19 protein-coding genes and 2 tRNA genes are annotated in these 23359 nt (G+C 66.5%); 14 read left to right on the forward strand and 7 right to left on the reverse strand.

All coding sequences use genetic code 11. The features are described from left to right. Window positions 1–72: 72 nt before the first annotated feature. The 5 genes from F3087_RS04580 to rpmH form a co-directional block, all read right to left on the reverse strand. A complete protein-coding gene (locus tag F3087_RS04580) occupies window positions 73–624 on the reverse strand; it encodes a Jag family protein (protein ID WP_150400460.1) in 552 nt (183 codons plus the stop codon). A 105-nt stretch (window positions 625–729) separates the two neighbouring features. Further along, on the reverse strand, window positions 730–1824 hold the full coding sequence (yidC, locus tag F3087_RS04585; protein WP_150400461.1) for a membrane protein insertase YidC: 1095 nt from the start codon (window positions 1822–1824) through the stop codon (window positions 730–732). Window positions 1825–1828: 4 nt separating this feature from the next. After that, entirely contained in the window at window positions 1829–2227 is a 399-nt protein-coding gene (gene yidD, locus F3087_RS04590) for a membrane protein insertion efficiency factor YidD (protein WP_150400462.1), read from the reverse strand. Next, window positions 2224–2658 (reverse strand): ribonuclease P protein component, encoded by a 435-nt coding sequence (gene rnpA, locus F3087_RS04595; RefSeq protein WP_150400463.1) that lies wholly within the window; start codon window positions 2656–2658, stop codon window positions 2224–2226. The genes yidD and rnpA overlap by 4 nt, the downstream gene beginning before the upstream one ends. An 18-nt stretch (window positions 2659–2676) precedes the next feature. Beyond that, window positions 2677–2820, reverse strand: a complete 144-nt coding sequence (gene rpmH, locus F3087_RS04600) for a 50S ribosomal protein L34 (protein ID WP_005516618.1) — start codon at window positions 2818–2820, stop codon at window positions 2677–2679. A gap of 665 nt (window positions 2821–3485) precedes the next feature. On the opposite strand from rpmH, the gene dnaA reads away from it, so the two are divergent. The 10 genes from dnaA to F3087_RS04645 all read left to right on the forward strand — a co-directional run bounded on the left by dnaA (window position 3486) and on the right by F3087_RS04645 (window position 16429). Then, window positions 3486–5552 carry a chromosomal replication initiator protein DnaA gene (gene dnaA, locus F3087_RS04605; RefSeq protein ID WP_150400464.1) on the forward strand — a complete coding sequence of 689 codons (2067 nt, stop codon included), beginning with the start codon at window positions 3486–3488 and terminating at the stop codon, window positions 5550–5552. An 880-nt stretch (window positions 5553–6432) separates the two neighbouring features. Continuing rightward, complete coding sequence (dnaN, locus tag F3087_RS04610; protein WP_150400465.1) at window positions 6433–7608, forward strand: DNA polymerase III subunit beta; 1176 nt, start codon at window positions 6433–6435, stop codon at window positions 7606–7608. Window positions 7609–7830: 222 nt separating this feature from the next. After that, window positions 7831–9012 (forward strand): DNA replication/repair protein RecF, encoded by a 1182-nt coding sequence (recF, locus tag F3087_RS04615; protein ID WP_150400466.1) that lies wholly within the window; start codon window positions 7831–7833, stop codon window positions 9010–9012. Between the two features lie 146 nt (window positions 9013–9158). Further along, window positions 9159–9719: a DUF721 family protein gene (locus F3087_RS04620; RefSeq protein ID WP_375908412.1), complete on the forward strand. Its 561-nt coding sequence runs from the start codon at window positions 9159–9161 to the stop codon at window positions 9717–9719. Window positions 9720–10131: 412 nt separating this feature from the next. Continuing rightward, window positions 10132–12186, forward strand: coding sequence for a DNA topoisomerase (ATP-hydrolyzing) subunit B (gene gyrB / locus F3087_RS04625; protein WP_150400468.1), 2055 nt, complete (start codon window positions 10132–10134; stop codon window positions 12184–12186). A gap of 55 nt (window positions 12187–12241) precedes the next feature. Further along, the gene (gene gyrA / locus F3087_RS04630) at window positions 12242–14764 is read left to right on the forward strand and encodes a DNA gyrase subunit A (protein WP_150400469.1); all 2523 of its coding nucleotides are present in this window, start codon (window positions 12242–12244) and stop codon (window positions 14762–14764) included. 40 nt (window positions 14765–14804) lie between these two features. Beyond that, complete coding sequence (locus F3087_RS04635; protein ID WP_191093765.1) at window positions 14805–15983, forward strand: DUF3566 domain-containing protein; 1179 nt, start codon at window positions 14805–14807, stop codon at window positions 15981–15983. A 159-nt stretch (window positions 15984–16142) separates the two neighbouring features. Next, window positions 16143–16216: transfer RNA gene (locus F3087_RS04640), tRNA-Ile, on the forward strand. A gap of 29 nt (window positions 16217–16245) precedes the next feature. Beyond that, the gene (locus tag F3087_RS46425) at window positions 16246–16353 is read left to right on the forward strand and encodes a DLW-39 family protein (protein WP_223884814.1); all 108 of its coding nucleotides are present in this window, start codon (window positions 16246–16248) and stop codon (window positions 16351–16353) included. A gap of 3 nt (window positions 16354–16356) precedes the next feature. Further along, a tRNA-Ala gene (locus F3087_RS04645) sits at window positions 16357–16429 on the forward strand. Window positions 16430–16812: 383 nt separating this feature from the next. Here the strand turns inward: F3087_RS04645 and F3087_RS04650 are convergent. Both F3087_RS04650 and F3087_RS04655 read right to left on the reverse strand, forming a co-directional pair. After that, window positions 16813–18003 carry a hypothetical protein gene (locus tag F3087_RS04650; RefSeq protein WP_150400470.1) on the reverse strand — a complete coding sequence of 397 codons (1191 nt, stop codon included), beginning with the start codon at window positions 18001–18003 and terminating at the stop codon, window positions 16813–16815. A gap of 40 nt (window positions 18004–18043) precedes the next feature. Further along, the gene (locus F3087_RS04655) at window positions 18044–18754 is read right to left on the reverse strand and encodes a YoaK family protein (RefSeq protein ID WP_150400471.1); all 711 of its coding nucleotides are present in this window, start codon (window positions 18752–18754) and stop codon (window positions 18044–18046) included. A 327-nt stretch (window positions 18755–19081) separates the two neighbouring features. Between F3087_RS04655 and F3087_RS04660 the strand changes: the two genes are divergently transcribed. The 4 genes from F3087_RS04660 to F3087_RS04675 all read left to right on the forward strand — a co-directional run bounded on the left by F3087_RS04660 (window position 19082) and on the right by F3087_RS04675 (window position 23358). Then, entirely contained in the window at window positions 19082–19582 is a 501-nt protein-coding gene (locus tag F3087_RS04660) for a pyridoxamine 5'-phosphate oxidase family protein (protein ID WP_150400472.1), read from the forward strand. Window positions 19583–19622: 40 nt separating this feature from the next. Next, window positions 19623–20552, forward strand: a complete 930-nt coding sequence (locus tag F3087_RS04665) for an acyl-CoA dehydrogenase family protein (protein WP_150400473.1) — start codon at window positions 19623–19625, stop codon at window positions 20550–20552. Window positions 20553–21505: 953 nt separating this feature from the next. Further along, window positions 21506–22513 carry an ATP-binding cassette domain-containing protein gene (locus F3087_RS04670; protein ID WP_150400474.1) on the forward strand — a complete coding sequence of 336 codons (1008 nt, stop codon included), beginning with the start codon at window positions 21506–21508 and terminating at the stop codon, window positions 22511–22513. Continuing rightward, complete coding sequence (locus tag F3087_RS04675; protein WP_150400475.1) at window positions 22510–23358, forward strand: ABC transporter permease; 849 nt, start codon at window positions 22510–22512, stop codon at window positions 23356–23358. Before F3087_RS04670 ends, F3087_RS04675 begins: the two co-directional genes overlap by 4 nt. The last annotated feature ends 1 nt before the right edge of the window (window position 23359 follow it).

Raw genomic sequence — 23359 nt, forward strand, 5'->3', positions numbered from 1 at the left:
CCAGAGGCCCCATCCAACCATTACCCGTCAGGGTGACGAAATACGCCGGGCCCTAACATGTCTCGCTTTCGCTCAGGCCGGAACAACCACAACATGCCGGTTCGGCTCGACGCCTTCGCTCTCGCTGGCGACGCCGTCGATCACCGACACCGCGTCGTGCACGATCTTGCGCTCGAACGGCGTCATGGGGGACAGCGACTCCGGCGCACCGGATTCCAGCACCCGCTGTGCGGCGGCGGTGCCGAGCGCGCTCAGGTCTTCCCGGCGCTTGGCCCGCCAGCCGGCCACGTCCAGCATCAGCCGGCTGCGCACGCCGGTCGCCTGCTGCACGGCCAGCCGGGTCAGCTCCTGTAGCGCGTCGAGCGTTTCGCCGTTGCGGCCCACCAGCTTTGACAGATCCCGGCCACCGTCGATGCTGACGATGGCGCGGTCACCCTCGACGTCGAGATCGATGTCACCGTCGAAGTCGAGCACGTCGAGCAACTGCTCCAGGTAGTCGCCCGCGATTTCGCCCTCTTCGATCAGGGCTTCCTCGGCATCGTTCACGACATCGTCGGCGTCCGTTCCGGCGTTCACCATCGTCGTCGCCACTGTGGCGTCCCCTCCGTCGGTCTCAACTGTCATTTGATTTCCTTCATCTGCTCATCGCGCTCGCCGTGCGCTCGCCGCCGGACGGTGCGCGATCAAGGGGTTGCTCAGCGTGGTGGCCGGCCGACCACCGAATTGCGATCAGCGACGGCGCTTCTGGTTCGCCCGGCCCCGGTTGCCGCCCGGTCGCTTCTGGCCACCCGGCCTGCGCTGCTGCCCCGCGGCCTTGGTGGTGGTCTTGGCGGTTCCGTTGGTCGAGGCGGGAGCGTCCACCGCATCGACGGCGTCCTCGACCGCGTCGACCGGCGACTTCTTCCGCGTATTGACCGGCTTGGCCCCGGGTTTCGGCGCGTTCTGCGCGCGCTGTTCCAGCTTGGCCTGTTTCTTCTCTTCCGCTTCGCGCTCCATACGACCGAAGACGAGATGCTGCTGCCCGTAGGTCCAGATGTTATTGGAGACCCAGTACAGGAGGATGGCGATCGGCAGGAACGGACCACCGACGAGCACGCCGAGCGGGAAGACCCACAGCGCGAGCTTGTTCATCATCGCGGCCTGCGGGTTCGCGGCCGCCTCCGGCGTCTGCCTGGCCACCGAGGCGCGGGCGTTGAAGTGGGTCGCCAGGCCGGCGATGATCATCAACGGGATCGCGACGGCGGCGATGCTGACCTTGTTCGGCAGCCCGAGGCCGTCGATGGCGAAGGCGCGCAGCTCGGTGTCGGGGATGGTGATGAAGGACGAGATCGGCGCGCCGAAGAGCCGGGCGCTCAGGAAGGACTGCACGTCGGCCGCGTTGAACACGTAGTTCGGCGTGTTCGCGTTCTGCTCGATGGACATGCCGAGCTGGCCGAAGCCGTGGCCGGTCCGGTTGAACGAGCGCAGCACATGGAACAGACCGAGGAACACCGGAACCTGCGCGAGGATCGGCAGGCAGCCCATCAGCGGGTTGAAGCCGTGATCCTTCTGCAACTTCTGCATCTCGGTCGCCATCTTCTGGCGGTCGTTCTTGTACTTCTTCTGCAGCTCCTTGATCTGGGGCTGCAGTTCCTGCATCTGCTTGGTGGTGCGCACCTGCTTCACGAACGGCTTGTAGAGCAGCACACGCAACGTGAAGACCAGGAAGACGACGGCGAGTGCCCAGGCGATGCCGCTGTCTTTACCGAGACCGGGCACCAACGAGAACGCCCGGTGCCAGAACCACAAGATCCAGGACACCGGATAATAAATGAAGTCGAGCACGGCTCTATGCACTCCCGTCGTTCGTATCGCCGATCACCGCGCGCGGTGATCCTTTCCAAGCGTTCGGCTCCGACACCGGGTCGGCCTGCAGGTTGGCTTCCTGCGGCGCCGGATCGGTGGCTGCCACGGTCCCGGGCACGGTGCGAACGGTGCTTCGCTTCCGCTCCGGAACGGGGTCCCACCCACCAGGGTGCCAGGGCGCACATTTGGCCAGTCGCACGGCTGCCAATCCGAGGCCGACGAACAGCCCGCGCGTCCGCAATGCGGTGACCGCGTACTCGCTGCAGGTCGGGGTGAATCGGCACACCGGCATGCGGGTGGGGGAGACGTAGGTCCGATACAACTCGATCAGAAAGATCAGTGCGTTCGCCGGTAGCCGGCCGATCTTCGCGGTGCGGCTCATGCCGGGCCGGCCGATCCGACGGCTGCCGCGCCGGTCGATCCGGCACCGAGTTTGCGTATCGCCCCGCGCAATTGGCGCAGCAGCTCCTCCGAGGAGGCGGCTGCCGCACCCGGCAGGGCACGGATCACGATGTCGGCGTCGGCAGGCAGCTCCGGAACTATCTGGAGGCACATATGACGCAGGCGGCGGGCCACACGGTGTCGAATCACCGCGTTGCCCACCGCCTTGCTGACGATCAGCCCGAAGCGCGGCCCGCCTACGCGGACCAGCGCTGTGGCTGGATCACCATGTCGTCCATTCACGTCCACGACTCCGTCATACCCGTGCGTGAGCACGTGTACGACCAGATCTCGTCTCCCGACTCGCTGGCCGCGGCGCACCGTCCGGGAGAAGTCGGCACGATGATGCAACCGATACGACTCAGGCAACACCCGAGCGTCCGCGGAGGATCAGGCAGTGAGTTCGGCGCGGCCCTTGCGGCGGCGCGCCGAAACGATGGCGCGACCCGCACGGGTGCGCATCCGGAGACGGAAGCCGTGGACGCGAGCCCGACGACGGTTGTTCGGCTGGAACGTCCGCTTGCCCTTGGCCACGGTCAACACTCCTCGAGTCAGTGGGCACCAGTTGGCGCCCGAAGCTATTTCGGTGAAACAGGTATTCGCGATGAATCACGGTTCTGGTCATCATCGGCGCGTCGGTCTTGGCGCACAGTCGGTCGATCACGACCTACACGCGGTCAGCACAAGACCGCCACCGCACCAAAGGGTGACTGTACGAGGGTACTGATCGCCTCGGAGCGGGTCAAACTCGCCCCACCCGAGCGGCCCCGGACAGCCGACCAGCGCGAACCCCGGCCGATCGATCCCAAAGCTGTGCATATCACGGTCAGACCCTGTGAGTATCACCGTGAGTTCGTCCACACCCCTAGCCACGCCCGAGCGCCTCGCCAACCTGCGTAGCCAGGTGGTTGCTACAGAACCCCAGGTCAGAGCCTTGCCGCCGGGCCGAAAAGCCGTATTTCACAACTCCCCAGGGTTCTCCACATCTGTGGATAATTGTGTGGAAAGACCCGTGGAGTGGCATATTCGTAGGGCCGACGGTGCCACGTCGCCGCTCGGAATGGGGATCCGGGCAGCGCTCGAACCGGTTACGGACGTACGCAGGATCACGGTACCGACCCGAGCACGGTCGGCACCACTGCCTCCCCGCGTGCCCCGGCCGTCTGCTCCTATCGACCTACTTCCGGGGAGGAAACTGCATGGACGACGAGCAGAACGTGTTGGCCACGGTGTGGCCCGAGGTAGTTGCCGAGCTGACCACCGGCTCGACCGACGGTGCCATTCCGCCGGTGACCCGAGCACAGCAGGCGTGGCTGAAACTGGTCAAGCCGCTGACGGTGGCGCAGGGATTCGCCCTGCTCTCGGTGCCCTCCTCGCTGGCTCAGGAAGCCATAGAACGCGATCTGCGCGAGCCGATCCTGCGGTCACTGGCCCGGCGGCTCGGCCCACAGGTGGAGGGACTCGGCGTGCGCATCGCCGCGCCGACCGCCCCGGCCGGCGACCGGAACAGCAACAACCCAAGGCACGCCCGGATGACGAGCATGCCCTCGCGCCCGCGGGACAACGGACCTCGAGATAACGGTCCCCGCGACAATGGACCTCGAGATAACGGACCGCGGGACAACGGACCCCGGGACGACGGCCCCGGAGACAATGGTCACCGCGACCACGGCCCTCGAGACAACGGCCGCGGCCAGGCCGGTTACCCGGGCGGCGAGTACCAAGGCCGCGACGACTACCAGCAACCGCGCTACGCCCAGTCCAACGACTACGCCCCGGCCCCCAGCTACAACGGCGGATCCGACTACTCCGACAACGAGTACGCCCCGGAATACCCCGCCACCGGCGAGTACGACCGCCAGGACTACGCCCGCGACGACTACCAGGACCGTGGCGAATACCAGGCCCCGGCCGAGATGCAGTCCGCACCCCGGCACGACCAATCGCCCGCGCAGCGCCGTGACCAGGGCTTACCGCCGCGCCGCGAGTCCATCCCGCCCGGCCAGGAGTCCTTGTTCACCCCAGAGCCCGGCCCCGCCGCCATGCGCGGCCCGGTCCGCGCTCCCGTGCGCGAGGCCGCTGAATCCGACGATCAGGGCATGGCGGCCGCGCACGAGTCGGTCCGCGAATCCGAGAGCCCGCGCACCGACCGGGACGACGAGCCCGTGGTCAACGCCCGTAATTCCTGGCCGACCTACTTCACCAAGTCGCAGGAGAGCTCCGCGCCGTCGAGCTCCTCGGCCAGCCTGAACGCGAAGTACACCTTCGAGACGTTCGTCATCGGCGCGTCCAACCGCTTCGCGCACGCCGCGGCGGTCGCCATCGCGGAGGCGCCGGCCCGCGCCTACAACCCCCTATTCGTCTGGGGCGCTTCGGGTTTGGGCAAGACGCACCTACTACACGCGGCCGGCCACTACGCCCAGCGGCTGTTCCCGGGGATGCGGGTGAAGTACGTCTCGACCGAAGAGTTCACCAACGACTTCATCAACAGCCTGCGCGACGACCGGAAGGTGGCGTTCAAGCGCCGCTACCGGGAGACCGACATCCTGCTGGTCGACGACATCCAGTTCATCGAGGGCAAGGAAGGCATCCAGGAGGAGTTCTTCCACACCTTCAACACCCTGCACAACGCCAACAAGCAGATCGTCGTCTCCTCCGATCGCCCGCCCAAACAGCTCGCCACGCTGGAGGAACGGCTGCGCACCCGGTTCGAGTGGGGCCTGATCACCGATGTGCAGCCGCCCGAACTGGAGACCCGCATCGCCATCCTGCGCAAGAAGGCGCGGATGGACCGGCTCGATGTGCCGCACGACGTGATGGAACTGATCGCCACCAGGGTGGAACGCAATATCCGCGAGCTGGAGGGCGCGCTGATCCGGGTGACCGCGTTCGCGTCGCTGAACGGGCAGCCGCTGGATCTGCCGCTGGCCGAGGTGGTGCTGCGTGACCTGATGCCGGACACCGCGGCGCTGGAGATCAACGCGGCGACCATCATGGCCGTCACCGCGGAGTACTTCAACACCACGCTCGAGGAGCTGACCGGGCCGGGCAAGGCGCGGCCGCTGGCCCAGGCGCGGCAGATCGCCATGTACCTGTGCCGGGAGCTGACCGATCTGTCGCTGCCGAAGATCGGCCAGGCGTTCGGCCGCGACCACACCACGGTGATGTACGCGGAGAAGAAGATCCGCAAGGAGATGACCGAGCGGCGCCGCGTCTACGACCAGGTGCAAGAACTAACAGCCCGAATCAAGCAACGCTCGCGCTGAGTTTCACTAACACCCCCGCACCGCCCCTGACCTGGGGCGGTGCTTTTTTGTGGCCTGTGGATTCCTCGAGGAATCCTTGTGGAGTCCTCGAGGAAACTCCTAGTTGTGCACCGGTTGGCTAACAGGTGTGGGGATGGACCGTCGGCCGTTCGCTAACAGGGACTTATCCCCAGCTTCCCCAGGCGATCTTGCGCACAGGCAGTGACCAGCACGGCAGTCGGTCACGGGGTTGGGGAATCCTCGAGGAGTCCATGTGGAGTCCTCGAGGATTCCTCGAGTTGTCCACGCATCGGTACACACGTGTGAACAACCGGGTGAATTCGGTGGAACAACTCGAGGAGCACTCGAGGATGAATGTGGGACAACTTCGGAACTCCACAGACGCCCCTCGTTCATCCTCGAGACACCCCGCGGTCATCCCCACGGCACCACGCCCGCTGACCTGCGAATTCGGCGTCAGTGCACAGATTCCACAGTGCCTACTACTACTTCAGTTCTTCTCCTAGAAGAACCTTCTTTAAAACAGGTGTGTGGAAAGTCGGGTTGAGGAGAGTCACGACTCGAACCACTCCCGTCCCCAGGCAAGGAGAAGAGGGGAGCAGACCTACGAGCGACAGTTCGGTCCTCGACAGGATCCACACACCTGCCACGCACTCACCGGGATGACCGAACGTCAGGCCGACAAGAACCGCCGGAGGGTCGGGCTAGGCCACAGCTCCAGTCGCGGGTACGGTTTGGTGTCGGTCGCCTGTGCCACACTTTCCATGGCGGCTGATCCACATCCTGCGCGAATCAATGTTGAACGAGCCGACAGGCTTGGAGGACGAATGTCCGGCCACCGCATAACAGCTCACGGAACTGGGAGAGGACAGATCGGGCGATGGAGCTTGCAAGCATGAAGTTTCGGGTCGCCCGAGAGGACTTCGCCGAATCGGTTGCCTGGGTGGCACGTAGCCTCCCGTCCCGGCCTCCCGTCCCGGTACTCGGTGGCGTGCTGCTGGTCGCCGACGAAGGCGGGCTCACCGTCTCCGGCTTCGACTACGAGGTCTCCGCGCAGATGCGGGTCGCCGCCGAGGTCGCCGGTCCGGGCGAGGTTCTCGTCTCCGGCCGGTTGCTCGCCGACATCACCAAGTCGCTGTCGAACAAGCCGGTCGACGTGTCGGTGGACGGCACCCGGGTGCTGATCGCCTGTGGCAGTGCGAAGTTCTCCCTGCCGACCATGCCGGTCGAGGACTATCCCCAGCTGCCCGAGGTGCCGCAGCAGACCGGCGAGCTGAGCGTCGACGTGTTCGCCAACGCGGTCGGCCAGGTCGCCGTCGCGGCTGGCCGCGACGACACGCTCCCGATGCTCACCGGCATCCGCGTCGAGATCGAGGGTTCGAAGGTGGTGCTCGCGGCCACCGACCGGTTCCGTCTCGCGGTTCGCCACATCGAGTGGTCGCCTGCCGATGCCGCGATCGAGACCGCGGTGCTCATCCCGGCCAGGACGCTGTCCGAGGCCGCCAAGACGCTCGGCTCTTCCGATGCGCCCGTGCAGCTTTCGCTCGGCACCGGTGCCGGGTCGGACGGCCTGCTCGGCATCGTGAACGCGGGCCGCCGGACCACCACCAGGCTGCTCGACGCCGAATTCCCCAAGTTCCGTCAGCTGCTGCCGAAGGAACACACCTCGATCGCCACCCTCCAGGTGTCCGTGCTGACCGAGGCGATCAAGCGCGTCGCCCTGGTCGCCGAGCGCGGCGCCCAGGTGCGGCTGGAGTTCTCCACCGAGGGCCTGCAACTGTCCGCCGGTGGCGACGATGCCGGTCGCGCCGAGGAATGGCTGGAGGCCGACTTCCGCGGCGAATCGCTGACCATCGCGTTCAACCCGGGCTACCTGATCGACGGCCTGTCCGCGCTGCACGCCGAGCGGGTCACCTTCGGGTTCACCACGCCGAGCCGGCCCGCGGTGCTGCTGCCCGCCGTCGAGGACGAGCCGAAGGTGCTCGAGTCGGGCGCGTTCGCCGCCCTGGACAGCCCGTACACCTACCTGCTGATGCCGGTCCGGCTGCCGGGCTGAGCACCTGTGCACGACCGCGATCCGAGTTCGGTCGTTGCCTCGGTCGCCGCGAAACCGATAGCCACGCTGCGGGATTCGGCGATCGGGCGGCCGAGTTCGGCGAGATTCATGCACAGGTCGCACACAGACTGTGCATGGGCGGCGACGGTTTCGGCGCCCGCGTGGATGCGTTGTGCACAACTTCAAGTGACGGAACTCGCGCAGGTAGGGGCCAGGTAGCGGATGTTCATCAGAACACTGTCGCTGCGTGACTTCCGCTCCTGGGACCACGCGGAACTCGAATTATCCCCAGGCCGAACGGTTTTCCTCGGCTCGAACGGCAACGGCAAGACCAACCTGCTCGAGGCGATCGGCTACCTGGCCACCCTCGGCTCGCATCGGGTCTCCGCCGATGCCCCGCTGATCCGGCTGGGCGCGGACAAGGCCAGGATCGGCGCGTCCGTGGTCAACACCGGCCGCGAACTGCGCATCGACATCGAGCTGAACCAGGGCGCCGCCAATCGCGCGCAGATCAATCGCTCGCCCGCCCGGCGACCGCGGGAGATCCTCGGCATCCTGCAGACGGTGCTGTTCGCGCCCGAGGATCTCGCGCTGGTGCGCGGCGATCCGGGCGAGCGCCGGCGGTTCATGGACGAGTTGTGCACAGCTCGGCTGCCCAGGCTCGCCGCCGTGCGCAGCGACTACGACCGGGTGCTGCGCCAGCGCTCGGCATTGTTGAAATCCGCTGGGCGGCAAGCCCGATCGAAGTCGGATCTGAGCACCCTCGACGTGTGGGACGGTCACCTGGCCACCCACGCCTCGGTGCTGCTGACCTACCGGCTGCGCCTGGTGCACGACCTGTACCCATACCTCGCCCAGGCCTACGCCTCGCTCGCGCCCGAATCCCGGCCTGCCGCAATCGCTTACCGCAGCGCCACCTTGCCGCCCGAATTCCTGGATCCGGCAAGGGAACCCGCACCGGACGACACCGAGGCGCTCGAAGCGATCATGCTGCGCGAGCTGGCCACCGCCCGGACGAAGGAACTCGAACGCGGCGTCTGTCTCGTCGGTCCGCACCGTGACGAATTGGAACTGAACCTCGGTGAGGCGCCGGCCAAGGGTTTCGCCAGTCACGGCGAATCCTGGTCGTTCGCCCTCGCCCTGCGCCTGGCCGCGTTCGAGCTGTTGCGCGCCAACGGATCCGAACCGGTGCTGCTGCTCGACGACGTGTTCGCCGAACTCGACCGCCGTCGGCGCACCGCCCTGGCCGCCGTCGCCGCGGGCGCGGAACAGGTGTTGATCACCGCCGCGGTGCCGGAGGACGTCCCGGCCGAACTCGCCGCCGTGCCGCTGCGGGTGGAAACCAGCGGTGGCGGCGACGGCCGCACCTCCCGGATCGCCGAGCCGGTTACCCCGGCATCATGACGAACGCACTGTGACGTATGCACAGAAAAGCATGGTTATCAACAGGTCCTGTGGACAACTAGTGCGGGTATTGCCGCATCTGAGGCGTCTGTTCTGTCGGTGCGCTGTCGTAGAGTGACCCTCTGGCCGCGCGAGACGAGAGGAGCCTGGTGACCGATCAAAATGGCGCCGAACCGGCAGGTAAAGAGCCGGAATTGCGCGGTGTGGATCTGGCCAGGCGGGCACTCGAAGAGGCGCGGGCCGCGGCAAAGGCGAGTGGGAAGTCCGTTGGGCAGGGGCGTTCCTCGCCGCAGCGCAAGCTGCGGACCGGGGCGCGGCGGCGCAGCGGCTGGTCGGGCGCGGGCCCGGATCCGCGTGATCCCCAGCTGTTCGGCGCGTTGACCGGCTCCTTGGCGAAGAACCGCGGCTGGTCCGCCAAGGTCGCCGAGGGCACGGTGTTCGGCCGCTGGGCCGGCGTCGTCGGCGAGGACATCGCCGCCCATGCCACCCCGTTGACGCTGAAGGACAACGTGCTGAGCATCGCGGCCGAATCCACCGCCTGGGCAACCCAATTGCGCATGTTGCAGAGCCAGATCCTGGCGAAGATCAGCGCCGCGGTCGGTCCGGGCATCGTGACCTCGCTGAAGATCAGCGGGCCCGCGGCGCCCAGCTGGCGCAAGGGCGAACGGCACGTGCGCGGTCGCGGACCACGCGATACCTACGGGTAAAACGGCCGCGTTCCACGTGAAACCGAGGGCCGGTATCGCTCGGTTCGCGAACCGCCGGTTAACGCCCGCGCGGCCGGAAATCCGGGCATACCGCCCGGTGACCTTGTGCCGCCCGGATGGTCCCGCGATGCGCACCGCCCGAATCCTCCCAGAGGCGAGCTAAAGCCCCGAAAGGCGGAACAGACTCGCGACAATCCGATTTCTCGCATTCACGGAGCCGTCAGGGGTGTCGTAGGTGCACTGTAGGTTGGGTGTACCAGTAGGATGGTGACGTAACTAGCGGCGATCACCTTCGGTGCGTCCCGTACAGCCCGCGTGGCCCTGTATTTCTCGAGCAGTCATGGCCAGGGATCAACGCGTGCTGTGCAGTGCCTCGCCAGGAGGATCAGCAAGTAAGGAGAGCTACCGACCAGTGGCTGCCAACGACTCCAACGCATCGGGCTCGACCAACGCTTCCTCGGGCAAGGCGGATTACGGCGCCTCGTCCATCACGGTCCTCGAAGGACTCGAGGCGGTCCGCAAGCGTCCAGGCATGTACATCGGTTCCACCGGTGAGCGTGGTCTGCACCACCTGATCTGGGAGGTCGTCGACAACTCCGTCGACGAGGCGATGGCCGGGTACGCGTCCAAGGTCGAGGTCACCCTGCTCGCCGACGGCGGCGTCGAGGTGGTGGACGACGGCCGTGGCATCCCGGTGGCGATGCACGCGCAGGGCGTCCCGACCATCGAGGTGGTCATGACCCAGCTGCACGCCGGCGGCAAGTTCGACTCCGACTCCTACGCGGTGTCCGGTGGTCTGCACGGTGTCGGTATCTCCGTGGTGAACGCGCTGTCCTCCCAGCTGGAGGCGGAGATCGACCGCGACGGCTTCCACTGGACCCAGACCTACAAGGACTCGGTCCCCGGCAAGCTCCTGCAAGGCGATCCGTCCAAGAAGACCGGCACCACGATTCGGTTCTGGGCCGACCCGAACATCTTCGAAACCACCACCTACAACTTCGAGACGGTCGCCCGCCGGCTCCAGGAGATGGCGTTCCTGAACAAGGGACTCACCATCACCCTGACCGACGAGCGGGTCACCGACGCCGAGATCACCGACGACGTGGTCAGCGAGACTGCCGACGCGCCGAAGCACGCCGAGGCCGAAGACGTCGCCGCGCCGGTCGAGCACAAGGTGAAGAAGCGCACCTACCACTACCCGGGTGGCCTGGAGGACTTCGTCCGCCACATCAACCGGACCAAGCAGCCGATCCACAACTCGGTCGTCGGGTTCACCGGCAAGGGCACCGGCCACGAGCTCGAGGTCGCCATGCAGTGGAACTCGGGCTACTCCGAGAGCGTGCACACCTTCGCCAACACCATCAACACGCACGAGGGCGGCACCCACGAAGAGGGCTTCCGCGCGGCGCTGACCACGGTGGTGAACAAGTACGCCAAAGACAAGAAGCTGCTCAAGGAAAAAGACGGCAACCTCACCGGTGACGACATCCGCGAGGGCCTGGCCGCGATCGTCAGCGTGAAGGTCTCCGAGCCGCAGTTCGAGGGTCAGACCAAGACCAAGCTCGGCAACACCGAGGTCAAGTCGTTCGTGCAGAAGGCATGCAACGAGCACCTCTCGCACTGGTTCGAGGCCAACCCGGCCGACGCGAAGACCATCGTGAACAAGGCGGTCTCCTCGGCGCAGGCGCGCGTCGCGGCCCGTAAGGCCCGGGAGCTGGTGCGCCGCAAGAGCGCGACCGATCTCGGCGGCCTGCCGGGCAAGCTGGCCGACTGCCGGTCCAAGGACCCGAGCAAGTCCGAAATTTACATCGTGGAGGGCGATTCCGCCGGTGGCTCGGCGAAGTCCGGGCGCGACTCGATGTACCAGGCGATCCTGCCGCTGCGCGGAAAGATCATCAACGTCGAGAAGGCCCGCATCGACCGGGTGCTGAAGAACAACGAAGTCCAGTCGATCATCACCGCGTTCGGCACCGGCATCCACGACGAGTTCGACATCGCCAAGCTGCGCTATCACAAGATCGTGCTGATGGCCGACGCCGACGTGGACGGCCAGCACATCGCGACCCTGCTGCTCACGCTGCTGTTCCGGTTCATGCGCCCGCTGGTCGAACAGGGCCACGTGTATCTCGCGCAGCCGCCGCTGTACAAGCTCAAGTGGCAGCGCAGCGATCCGGAGTTCGCCTACTCCGACCGCGAGCGCGACGGCCTGCTCGAGGCGGGTCTCGCGTCGGGCAAGAAGATCAACAAGGAAGACGGCGTCCAGCGCTACAAGGGTCTCGGCGAGATGAACGCCAAGGAACTGTGGGAGACCACGATGGACCCCTCGGTGCGCGTGCTCAAGCTGGTCACCCTGGACGACGCGGCCGCGGCCGACGAGCTGTTCAGCGTGCTGATGGGCGAGGACGTAGAGGCCCGCCGCAGCTTTATCACCCGTAATGCCAAGGACGTTCGCTTCCTCGACGTATAAGCCGGTGCGCGTTGCCACGTCACCGCAACCGCACCAGGCCCGCTAAGGAGACTTCATGACCGACACGACGCTGCCTCCGTACGGAGGCGCCGGCGGCGACCGGATCGACCCGGTCGACATCCAGCAGGAAATGCAGAACAGCTACATCGATTACGCGATGAGCGTGATCGTCGGCCGCGCGCTGCCCGAGGTGCGCGACGGCCTCAAGCCGGTGCACCGGCGTGTGCTGTACGCCATGTACGACAACGGGTATCGGCCCGACCGCGGCTATGTGAAGTCCGCGCGTCCGGTCGCCGAGACCATGGGTAACTACCACCCGCACGGCGACAGCTCGATCTACGACACCCTCGTGCGCATGGCGCAGCCGTGGTCGCTGCGCTACCCGCTGGTCGACGGCCAGGGCAACTTCGGCTCGCGCGGCAACGACGGCGCGGCCGCCATGCGATACACCGAGTGCCGGTTGACCCCGCTCGCGATGGAGATGCTGCGCGAGATCGACCACGAGACGGTCGATTTCGTGCCGAACTACGACGGTCGCTCGCAGGAGCCGACCGTGCTGCCCAGCCGGGTGCCCGCACTGCTGATGAACGGCAGCAACGGCATCGCGGTCGGCATGGCGACCAACATCCCGCCGCACAACCTGCGCGAACTGGCCGACGCGATCTACTGGGCGCTGGACAACTTCGACGCCGACGAAGAGTCCACGCTGGCCGCCTGTATCGAGCGGGTCAAGGGTCCGGACTTCCCGACCTACGGCCTGATCGTCGGCGGGCAGGGCATCCACGATGCCTACTCCACCGGCCGCGGCTCGGTCCGGATGCGCGGCGTGGTCGAGATCGAGGAAGACAACAAGGGCCGCACGACCCTGGTCATCACCGAGCTGCCGTACCAGGTCAACACGGACAACTTCATCAACGCGATCGCCGAGCAGGTGCGCGACGGCAAGATCGCCGGCATCTCCGACATCCACGACGAGTCCTCCGACCGCGCGGGCATGCGGATCGTGGTCACGGTCAAGCGCGACGCCGTCGCCAAGGTCGTGCTGAACAACCTCTACAAGCACACCCAGTTGCAGACCAGCTTCGGCTGCAACATGCTCTCGATCGTCGACGGCGTGCCGCGCACGCTGCGGCTCGACCAGATGATCCGGCACTACGTCAAGCACCAGTTGGACGTCATCGTCCGGCGTACCAAGTACTTGCTGCGCAAGGCCGAGGAGCGGGCCCACATCCTGCGCGGCCTGGTCAAGGCGCTGGACGCGCTCGACGAGGTGATCGCGTTGATCCGGCGTTCGGCCAACACCGACACCGCGCGCACCGGCCTGATGCAGATGCTTGACATCGACGAGATCCAGGCCACCGCCATCCTCGACATGCAGCTGCGCCGCCTCTCGGCGTTGGAGCGGCAGAAGATCGTCGACGAGTTGGCCAAGATCGAGCTCGAAATCGCCGACTTGAAGGACATTCTCGAAAAGCCGGAGCGTCAGCGCGCCATCGTGCGCGACGAGCTGGCCGAGATCGTCGAGAAGTACGGCGACGACCGGCGCACCCGGATCATCGCGGCCGACGGCGACGTGGCCGACGAGGACCTGATCGCCCGCGAGGACGTGGTCGTCACCATCACCGAGACCGGCTACGCCAAGCGCACCAAGACCGACCTCTACCGCAGCCAGAAGCGCGGCGGCAAGGGCGTGCAGGGCGCCGGGCTCAAGCAGGACGACCTGGTCAAGCACTTCTTCATCTCGTCAACGCACGACTGGCTGCTGTTCTTCACGAACAAGGGCCGGGTGTACCGGGCCAAGGCCTACGAGCTGCCCGAGGCCAGCCGGACCGCGCGCGGTCAGCACGTGGCCAACCTGCTCGCCTTCCAGCCGGACGAGAAGATCGCCCAGATCATCCAGCTGAAATCCTACGAAGACTCCCCATATCTGGTGCTCGCCACCAAGAATGGCCTCGTGAAGAAGTCGAAGCTCACCGATTTCGACTCCAACCGCACCGGCGGCATCGTCGCGGTGAACCTGCGCGACGAGGACGAACTGGTCGGCGCCGTGCTGTGCTCGGCCGACGACGACCTGCTGCTGGTCTCGGCGCTGGGCCAGTCGATCCGGTTCTCCGCGACCGACGAGGCGCTGCGTCCGATGGGCCGGGCCACCTCCGGCGTGCAGGGCATGCGGTTCAACGCCTCGGATGAACTCTTGTCGCTCAATGTTGTGCGGCCGGATACATACCTGCTGGTGGCGACCGCCGGCGGTTACGCTAAGCGGACTGCGATCGAGGAGTACACGGCGCAGGGCCGGGGCGGTAAAGGTGTATTGACCGTCCAATACGACCCCAAGCGTGGCACCCTTGTCGGTGCGCTCATCGTCGAGGACGAGGATGAGTTGTACGCGATCACGTCCGGTGGTGGTGTCATCCGGACCGTGGCCAAGCAGGTGCGTAAGGCTGGACGACAGACCAAGGGCGTGCGATTGATGAACCTCGGCGAGGGCGATACGTTGCTTGCTATCGCGCGCAACGCCGACGAGCCCGATCCCGACCTGCTCGCCGGCGACGACAGCGACACCGGTTCTTCCGAGTAAACCCACCAGCGGCGGCAACGAACGGATCTAAGGATTCCCATTGACCACTCCGAATCAGCCGAATGACGAGCGGCACCAGACGAACGGTGTGACCGAGCGGATCGCACCGTCCCCGATTCCGCCGCGGCCGATCCCCCGGCCGAATTCGTCGGCCGATCACGGCCAGCCGGGCGGCGGGCAGCCAGGTGGCGGCCAGCCGAACGGTGGTGGTGGGCAATCCGCCGCAGGCCAGCCGGGCGGGCAGCAGCACGGTAATCAACCCGGCGGCGGCCCGTCCGGCCAGCAAGGCGGACAGCAGCGCGAAATGCAAGACCAGCAAGGCGATTTCGCGGGCAAGCCGAAGGGGCCGGAGCAGGCTCCCGGTCAAAGCGGCCAAGATCCGTTCGATCAGACTGTCCGCATGAACAACTCAGAGCCCGGCGCACCCGAGTCGGGGGATCAGTCCGGTGGCAACGGTGGTGGCCAATCGCCGTTCCAGGACGGCTGGGCACAACTGCCGCAGCGGGAACCACAGTCCAACCTGTACCGGCCCGGCCAGGCGCCGGTCACCGGACGCCCGAGCGGCTCCGGCGGCCCGGGTGGCGGCGGTCTGAGCGGCGGTGGTCTCGGCGGTGGCGTATCCAACGCGCGCACCACCGCCGACCTCGCGGCCAAGGCGGCACGCAAGGAAGCCGCCATGGTGAAGTCCGTCGGCATCGACGGACCGACCCGCAGCATCGCCCGGCCCGAACTGATCAAGGACATGCCGGACCTCTCCGAGATCCGGCACCCGCTGCCGCCGTCGGCCGAGCACACCGGCCCGCAGACGCCGATCTCGCCCGCCGTGCCGGTCGCGGTCGCCGCGGCCGTCGCCACCGGCGAGCCGCTGCGCGCCACCGTGCAGATCCGCCGGATCGACCCCTGGTCGACCCTGAAGATCTCGCTGGTGATCAGCGTCGCCATGTTCTTCGTCTGGATGCTCGCCGTCGGCCTGCTCTACATCGTGCTCGAGGGCATGGGCGTGTGGGAGCGGTTGAACAACACCTTCACCGACATGGTCTCGCAGGACAGCGGATCGGTCGGGCTCATCGACGCGGGCACCGTCTTCGGCTACGCGGGCGTCATCGGGCTGATCAACGTGGTGCTGTTCACCGCCCTCGGCACCGTCGGCACGTTCATCTACAACCAGTGCTGCGATCTGGTCGGCGGCATCCAGGTCACCCTGGCCGACCCCGACTAGAAAACCTCGAAAACCACCGGCCGGTGCCGTCCCCATCCAGGGGCCGGCACCGGCCGTTTTTCGATCGATATCGGCCCTTCTACCAGCCGTTTTGGTCGTTCATGTGCAAGTCGGGTAATCTCTAGCCTCGGCTCAGGTGGAAGAACACAAGAGCCATACGGGCCTATAGCTCAGGCGGTTAGAGCGCTTCGCTGATAACGAAGAGGTCGGAGGTTCAAGTCCTCCTAGGCCCACTCCCGAACATCACAGTAGGGTGGGAACCATGAAGTTTCTTGTCACGGTAGGTGCCGTGGTAGCGGTTCTCATCGGCATCTCCAAGCTGCGCCAGCGCAACGACGCGGACATGTGGCACGAGGTCACCACCCGCTGACTCGGGGCCTTAGCTCAATTGGCAGAGCACTGCCTTTGCAAGGCAGGGGTTAGGGGTTCGATTCCCCTAGGCTCCACTCGTAGGTTGCTCATGCTCATGGAAGGCATGAGCCGGGCTCGTTCCGCGTGTTTTGTGGGGGCGCAGCCCCCACGCCCCGCCCGGAGGGGCTTTGCCCCCCGGACCCCCCTCTCTGGTCGGCAGTCCTGGGTTGTGGAGTGGTTCTGTTGACTGCCACCCAACTTTTGCTTATCGCCTCAGCCTGGATTGTGTTGCCCTGGATTGTGTTGTCGGGCAGGTGTGAATCCTGCCGACGCTGGCGGACTCACTGGCCGGACGGGTGAAATCTGGCGCGCCTCAGCTTGTTCCACGTGGAACGGCTGAGGCCATCGGTGGGTGACGTGGGATATTCAGCACCCCAGTACTTCTCGGATGCGAGAGGGCTGGGGTGCTTTTCGCTTTTCAGCGGGGGATTGCGGCCGCTTCCAGGCGGGCGAGGGTTTCGGGGGTCGGCCAGTGGCGGATTTCGTAGCGGCGGGGGGACATGTTCGGGATGGGGGTCAGGCCGACTACCTCGGCTACGGCGGGGAAGGGGACTTCGAAGAGGGTGTGCATCTGGCCGTTCTCTTCGGTGCAGAAGATGACTCGATCGGCTTCGGGGAGTAGGTATTCGACGTCTTTGCCCCAGATGGTGGCGGTGTAGGGGCCGGTGTCGTCGGCTACGTACATGACCGAGCCGGCGAAGGCGGGGGCCAGGTCTTCGTGGTCGGGGTAGGCGAGGTGGTCGTCTACGGCTTGCTCCAGGGCGGTGGACTGGGCGCCGTATTCGGTTACGGCCAAACCACATCGGGCGCGCAGGGCCAGGGCGCGGTGGCGGTGGTCGGGGGATTGGTCGAGCGGTATCACGGTGCCGTGGTCGTCGACCGTGTAGGCCTGGGGGGAGATGGGGCGGACGGCTTCTCGGTAGCGCTGTTCGACGTGTTCGAAGAGGGGCGCGAGGTCGTCCAGGTCGGGGGCGATGATGAGGGTGTCCACGTCGGGGAGGAAGGCGATGGGGCGGTGGGTGCCGTCGCCGGAGCCGGCGAGCCAGCCGGGGACCAGGGGCCAGGAGGTGCAGTAGCCGTCGCCGTTGTCGGCGAAGTGGATCAGGCCGTCACCCTGGAAGCCGCCGGAACCGACCAGGGCGGTGAGGTTTTCGCGGGCGGCGGCGAAGACCTCGTCGGCGCTGACGTTCAAGTCCCGCAGGGTCGCCGTGGAGACGATGGAGCGGGAGTGCGGGCGGTCGATGGCGACGAGTTCGTCGATGAACGGGAAGGCGGGGCGGGAGATCGGCCGCATGCCGTCGGCGGGGGAGCTGATGCCGAAGGTGCTTGGGCGCAGGATCGGTCGCAGCAGCGGGCGGACCTCGGCCCAGCTGTCCGGAGTGTCGTCGTCGGTCAGGCCGGCGACGAAGTTCGCGATTCGGCGGTCCCGGTCTTCCGCGCCGAGCCCGGCGGTCTCGCGATAGATGTTGCCGAGGTACAGCTGGAGACTGCCGACGGTGATCTTGAAATCGCCGGGGTCGTACTCCGCGTCGTGCTGGCCGGCGGCGGTCAGTTGGTGCAGGACGAGCGCTGCGAACTGGTCTGCGTCGGTCCCGATGTTCTCCTCCACGCGGCCACCGTAACCGGCAGGACCGACGACTGCACAGGAGTCACTGCTCGGAGAGCGGTCCGTGCCGATCGAGGTGCAGATAGGTGTAGCCGGTGACGATCAGGCAGACGACGGTGGCGGTGATCAGCATTGCCCAACCGGCGACGAGCATGCTCAGCAGACCACCGAGCAGGGCGCCCAGGGCGAAACTCAGGTAGAGCAGGAAGTAGCCGAGCCAGTCGGCGTAATCCCCGCCGCTCATGTGGCGTTCGATGCCCTGGGCCAGCTTCACCAAGGTTCCGGTGACGTAGCTCAGCGGCACGGACACCTCGCCGTCCTTGACGAACGAGGTGTTCAGCGCGCCGACGCCGAAGGCGACGAACAGGATCGGCACGAAGTCGATGGAGGCGGTATCCGGGTTCTGGAAGCGCACGATGTCGATGATCGAGGCGGTGGCCAGGCTGAACGTGGTCAGCAGGGTCGGGCCGTGCGGATGGCCGGACCAGTAGCGCCTGCGGCACCAGGAGGCGACGACGACGCCACCCACGAACGAGGCGAGCAGCCCGGCGGCCGCGAGGGCGGTGTCGTTCTGCTGATGGAAGTGGCCGAGGATGGCGCGCTCGGTGTTGCCGGTCATGAAGGTGACGAAGTAGCCGGCGGTATGCATGAACGCCGCGGCACCGATCAATCCGGCCAATGCGGCCAGTACCCAGGACAATCTGGCTTCGTTGTCGAAAAGTGCCCGTTTGCGTGCTTCGTCCGGTTTCGGCACAGGTCAGGCTCCTTTCGCAGGCGAATGTGACTCTTCAGTGTTACCGCTCGCCGGCGGAACGCGCATGCGCAGCGCCGTAGTTTGCCGGACGGTCACCAATGCGACATCGACCGACCGTTCGGCTGGCGGTGCGATCGGTTCGTCGGTATCCGTGCGGTAACCGAGGGACTCGAAAGTGCCGTCTTCCGTGGTCAGCATCGGTGACGCATGATGCTGTCAGTAACAATTAGTAACCGACCGAAGCGGTTGCCGAACGGGGCGCGCGATCGTACGCACGCCGACCGCCAGGCGATCCGTTGTGACCGGTCGCACGGAAGGAGCAGGGGCATGACGAGCAAGGTCGCGTCGTTCACGGACCTCGAGCCGGAGTTCGACAGATACGTCGGGCAGATCGGCTACGCCACCATGGTGACCGTGGATCGGCAGCATCGGCCGCGGACCCGGGTGCTGATCCCCATCTGGGAGAAGATCGACGGTCACCCGCTCGGCTGGCTGGCCACCTACCGGACGCCGGTCAAGGAGGCGCACATCGCCGCCAATCCACACGTGAACTTCTCCTATTGGGCGCCGGGCAACAATTCGGTGGCGGTGGACGCGACCGCGGAGTGGGTCGACTCGCCCGAGGTCAGGCAGCGGGTTTGGCAGCTGTACCGGCAGACCAGCCCGCCCGGCGCCGGGTACGACCTCGGCCAGTTCTGGCGCTCGCCGCAGGACCCGAAACTGCAGATCCTGCGGCTGGATCCGTGGCGGATCCAGGTGATTCGCGGGCTGGATCTGCGCAGCCGGATCTGGCGGGCACCGGTCGGCGCCGAACGCGTCGCGGTCTGACGACGGGCCGCGGCGGGCGGTCGCCGGTTACCGTGCACGAGTGGACTCCGTGCTCGATTTCCTGCTGACCGAACCGCTCGCCGCGGCCCCGCTCGACGATGTCGCCGCGGCCTGGACCCGACATCGGGTGGCCGCGAACCGATTCGGTAAACCGGTCGACGTCGCCCTGGCCGGCGGCTTCGGCGCGGACCGGCTGGGTTACGCGTTCCTGTCCGGTTATCAGGAGGCGTTGCGCACGCTGATTCCGGATCTGCCCGCAGACGAGCTGGTCGCGTTGTGCGCGACCGAGGCGGGTGGCGGGCATCCGTCGGCGATCCTGACGACGCTGACCGAAGACCAGGGCGCCGTCCGGCTCAACGGGACGAAAACCTTTGCCACGCTTGGCCGGATGGCACACCGGCTGGTGGTGATCGCGAGTGTGGGCGCGGACGAGTCGGGCCGGAATCGGTTGCGCGCCACCATGGTCGACGTGCAGACCGCCGGGGTGCACGTGACGAATCTGCCCGCGACCGCGTTCGCCCCGGAGATCCCGCACGCGATGGTCACGCTGACCGATGTTGCGGCAGTGGTGTTGCCGGGCGACGGCTACCTGGATTACCTCAAGCCGTTCCGCACGATCGAGGACGTGCACGTGCTCGCGGCGGCGCTGGGCTGGCTGGTCCGGGTGGCGCGGGCGGCGGACTGGCCGCAGTCCGCGCTGCAACGACTGCTCACCGCGGTGTCGGCGGTGCGCGGGCTGGACATCGATGCGCCGAGTTCGCCGGGCGTGCACGTCGCGCTGGGTGGCGCGTTCGAATGTGTCGGCACGATGCTGACGGAGCTGGATTCCCTGTGGGCGTCGGTGGATTCGGCGACGAGGCAACGGTGGGAGCGGGATCGTCCGCTGCTCGCGATCGCCGGACGGGTGCGCGATCAGCGGCTGGCAACGGCCTGGCGATCAGTGCGACCCGGACCGGATCAGGCCGTCTGACCTGGTCCGAAAATGGGGAGCGGGCCTCGGCGAAGGGGGGGAGTTAGCCGAGGCCCGCGTAAGGTCGGCCCGGGGGGGAGGGGCCGACCTGAATGATCCTACGCGATGATCCCCGATTGTGTGCGCGTGGGGAGGGCCACTTTTCCAAGATTTTTTGGGTGGGCTTACTTTCTGCTTGTTCGAGGGCGTTTGGGGTACTCGGGGCACCCCGCGGGGGCACTCTTCGAGGGTGGCCTGGTGTTTGCCAAAACGACTGTTGCACAGGTCGATACCTAGTTTGTCCGGGGTCGAACCCAGAGTGCCGACAACGGCAGAAAACATGCCGACCGGTCGCTGTGTGGCGAGGATCGCTGTCGGATATGGGTGATTCGCGCTCATCGGCCGCGGGCGGCGCCGCGTGTCGTTTCGGCAGGCGGATTCACGGCCCGCAAATCTGTCGTACCCCGGTGTGAACATGTGTTCGTGCTCACCAGGGTCGCGACCAGTCACATCGGCCGAGCGGGCAAGGCGCTCGGGCGGTTTCGCGTCGGCGCGCCCGAACGTGAGTACTGCGCGGCGGCGAATCGAGTAGTCAGCTACCCGCGACCGGAGTCGGTGCGGCACGGGAGTATCGAACCCGTCGCACTTCGATCCGGCACCCCCGAGCACCGCCTGGATCGAGGTGCGACCTTTGTCTGTCAGCGCACGGGTGCCGCGGCAAATTTGAGGGTGGGCAGCGGCTCGCAAACTCTGTACATTGTAGAGAGATCTACTCGCCACGCGGCCGACTGCCCCGTGCCGGGAGGTTCCTTTTTCATGATCGAGAAACCGAACAAATCGGATGAAATTGTCGGTGGGTGGCGCAATACTGACTCGAGTATCGGAAATCGGTCCCGATCCGGCGAATTCGGCAGGCGGCAGAGCACTGGCGTCGAGCAAATACATCCTACGAAACTCACGAACTCAGGAGAATCATGCCCGACGCAATAGTCGCCGAGGGTCTGGTCAAACGATACGGCGATCTGGTCGCCCTCGACGGACTCGACCTCTCGGTCCCGGAGGGGACCGTCACCGCGCTGCTCGGACCCAACGGCGCAGGTAAGACCACCACGGTCCGGGTGCTCAGCACGCTGCTGGTGCCGGACGAAGGCCGGGCGACGGTCGCGGGCATCGACGTGCTGCGTGACCCGCGGACGCTGCGCTCCCGGATCGGCGCGTCCGGCCAGTACGCCGCGGTGGACGAATATCTGACCGGTTTCGAGAATTTGGAAATGGTCGGGCGTCTCTATCACATGGGCGTGCAACCCAGTAAAGCGCGCGCCCGCGAACTACTCGATCGTTTCCGGCTCAGCGACGCCGCCGACCGTCCGGTGAAAACGTATTCCGGCGGTATGCGCAGGCGACTCGACCTGGCCGGCGCACTGGTCGCGAACCCGCCGGTGCTGTTCCTGGACGAGCCGACCACCGGCCTGGATCCCCGGGCCAGGCTCGATCTGTGGGACGTCATCGAGGAGCTGGTGGCGGGCGGCACCACCCTGTTGCTCACCACGCAGTACATGGACGAGGCCGACCGGCTGGCCGACGCGATCGCGGTGATCGACCACGGCAAGGTGATCGCCCGCGGCACCGCCGATGAGCTCAAGACGCTGGTCGGCGGCGACCGGATCGAGTTGACCGTGGATCACGCGGACAACCTCGGCACCGCGATGCAGGCGCTGAAAGGCCTGGCGGACGGCGAGATTCACGTCGAACCCGGGCTGCGCCGGATCACCGTGCCGGTCTCGGACGGCTCGCAGGCGCTGGTCGCGGCGATCGGCAAGCTGGCCGAGCACGACGTCAAGATCCACGACGTCGGGCTGCGGCGGCCCTCGCTCGACGATGTCTTCCTCACCCTCACCGGGCACGAGGCGGAGGAACTGGTCAACGACAACGGTCGCGATGCGGCCGCAAAGCTCGAAGCAGCGGAAGGAAAGACCCGATGACCACCGTGGTTTCGGTCAATGACCGGCCCTCGCTCGTCGACCGGCTGTCGATGGTGGTCAGCGACAGCCTGACCATCGCGAAGCGCGGCGTGATCAAGATCCGGCGCGTACCGGACGTGCTGATCTTCTCGACGCTCTCGCCGATCATGTTCGTGCTGCTGTTCGCCTACATCTTCGGAGCGGCGATCGACGTGCCCGGCGTCTCCGGCGGGTACCGCGAGTTCTTGATCGCCGGCATCTTCGCGCAGACCGTGGTGTTCGGTGCGTCGTTCACCGGTGCCGCGCTGGCCGAGGACATGCAGAAGGGCATCATCGACCGGTTCCGCTCGTTGCCGATGGCGCCCTCGGCCGTGCTGATCGGCCGGACGCTCAGCGACGTGGTGATCAACGTGGTCAGCCTGACCGTGATGTCGCTGACCGGCCTGGTGGTCGGCTGGCGGATCCGCGGCTCGTTCCTGGACGCGGTGCTGGCCTACGTGCTGCTGTTGCTGTTCGCCTACGCGGTGTCCTGGATCATGGCCTACGTCGGTCTGCTGGTCCGCGCGCCGGAGGTGTTCAACAACGCCAGCTTCATCGTGGTTTTCCCGCTGACATTCATCGGCAACACCTTCGTGCCGAGTGAGAAGCTGCCGACGGCACTGCGGGTGATCGCCGAATGGAACCCGGTCTCGGCGCTGACCCAGGCGACCCGTGACCTGTTCGGCAACACCAGTCCGTTGTCGCCCGAACCCACCGCGTGGTCACTGCGCCATCCCGAGGTGACCACGCTGATCTGGGTGGTCGTGATCATGGTGGTGTTCGTGCCGCTGGCGGTGCGTCAGTACAAGAACACCGTCAGTCGCTGAC

Source organism: Nocardia colli (assembly GCF_008704205.1).
Classification (GTDB): Bacteria; Actinomycetota; Actinomycetes; order Mycobacteriales; family Mycobacteriaceae; genus Nocardia; species Nocardia colli.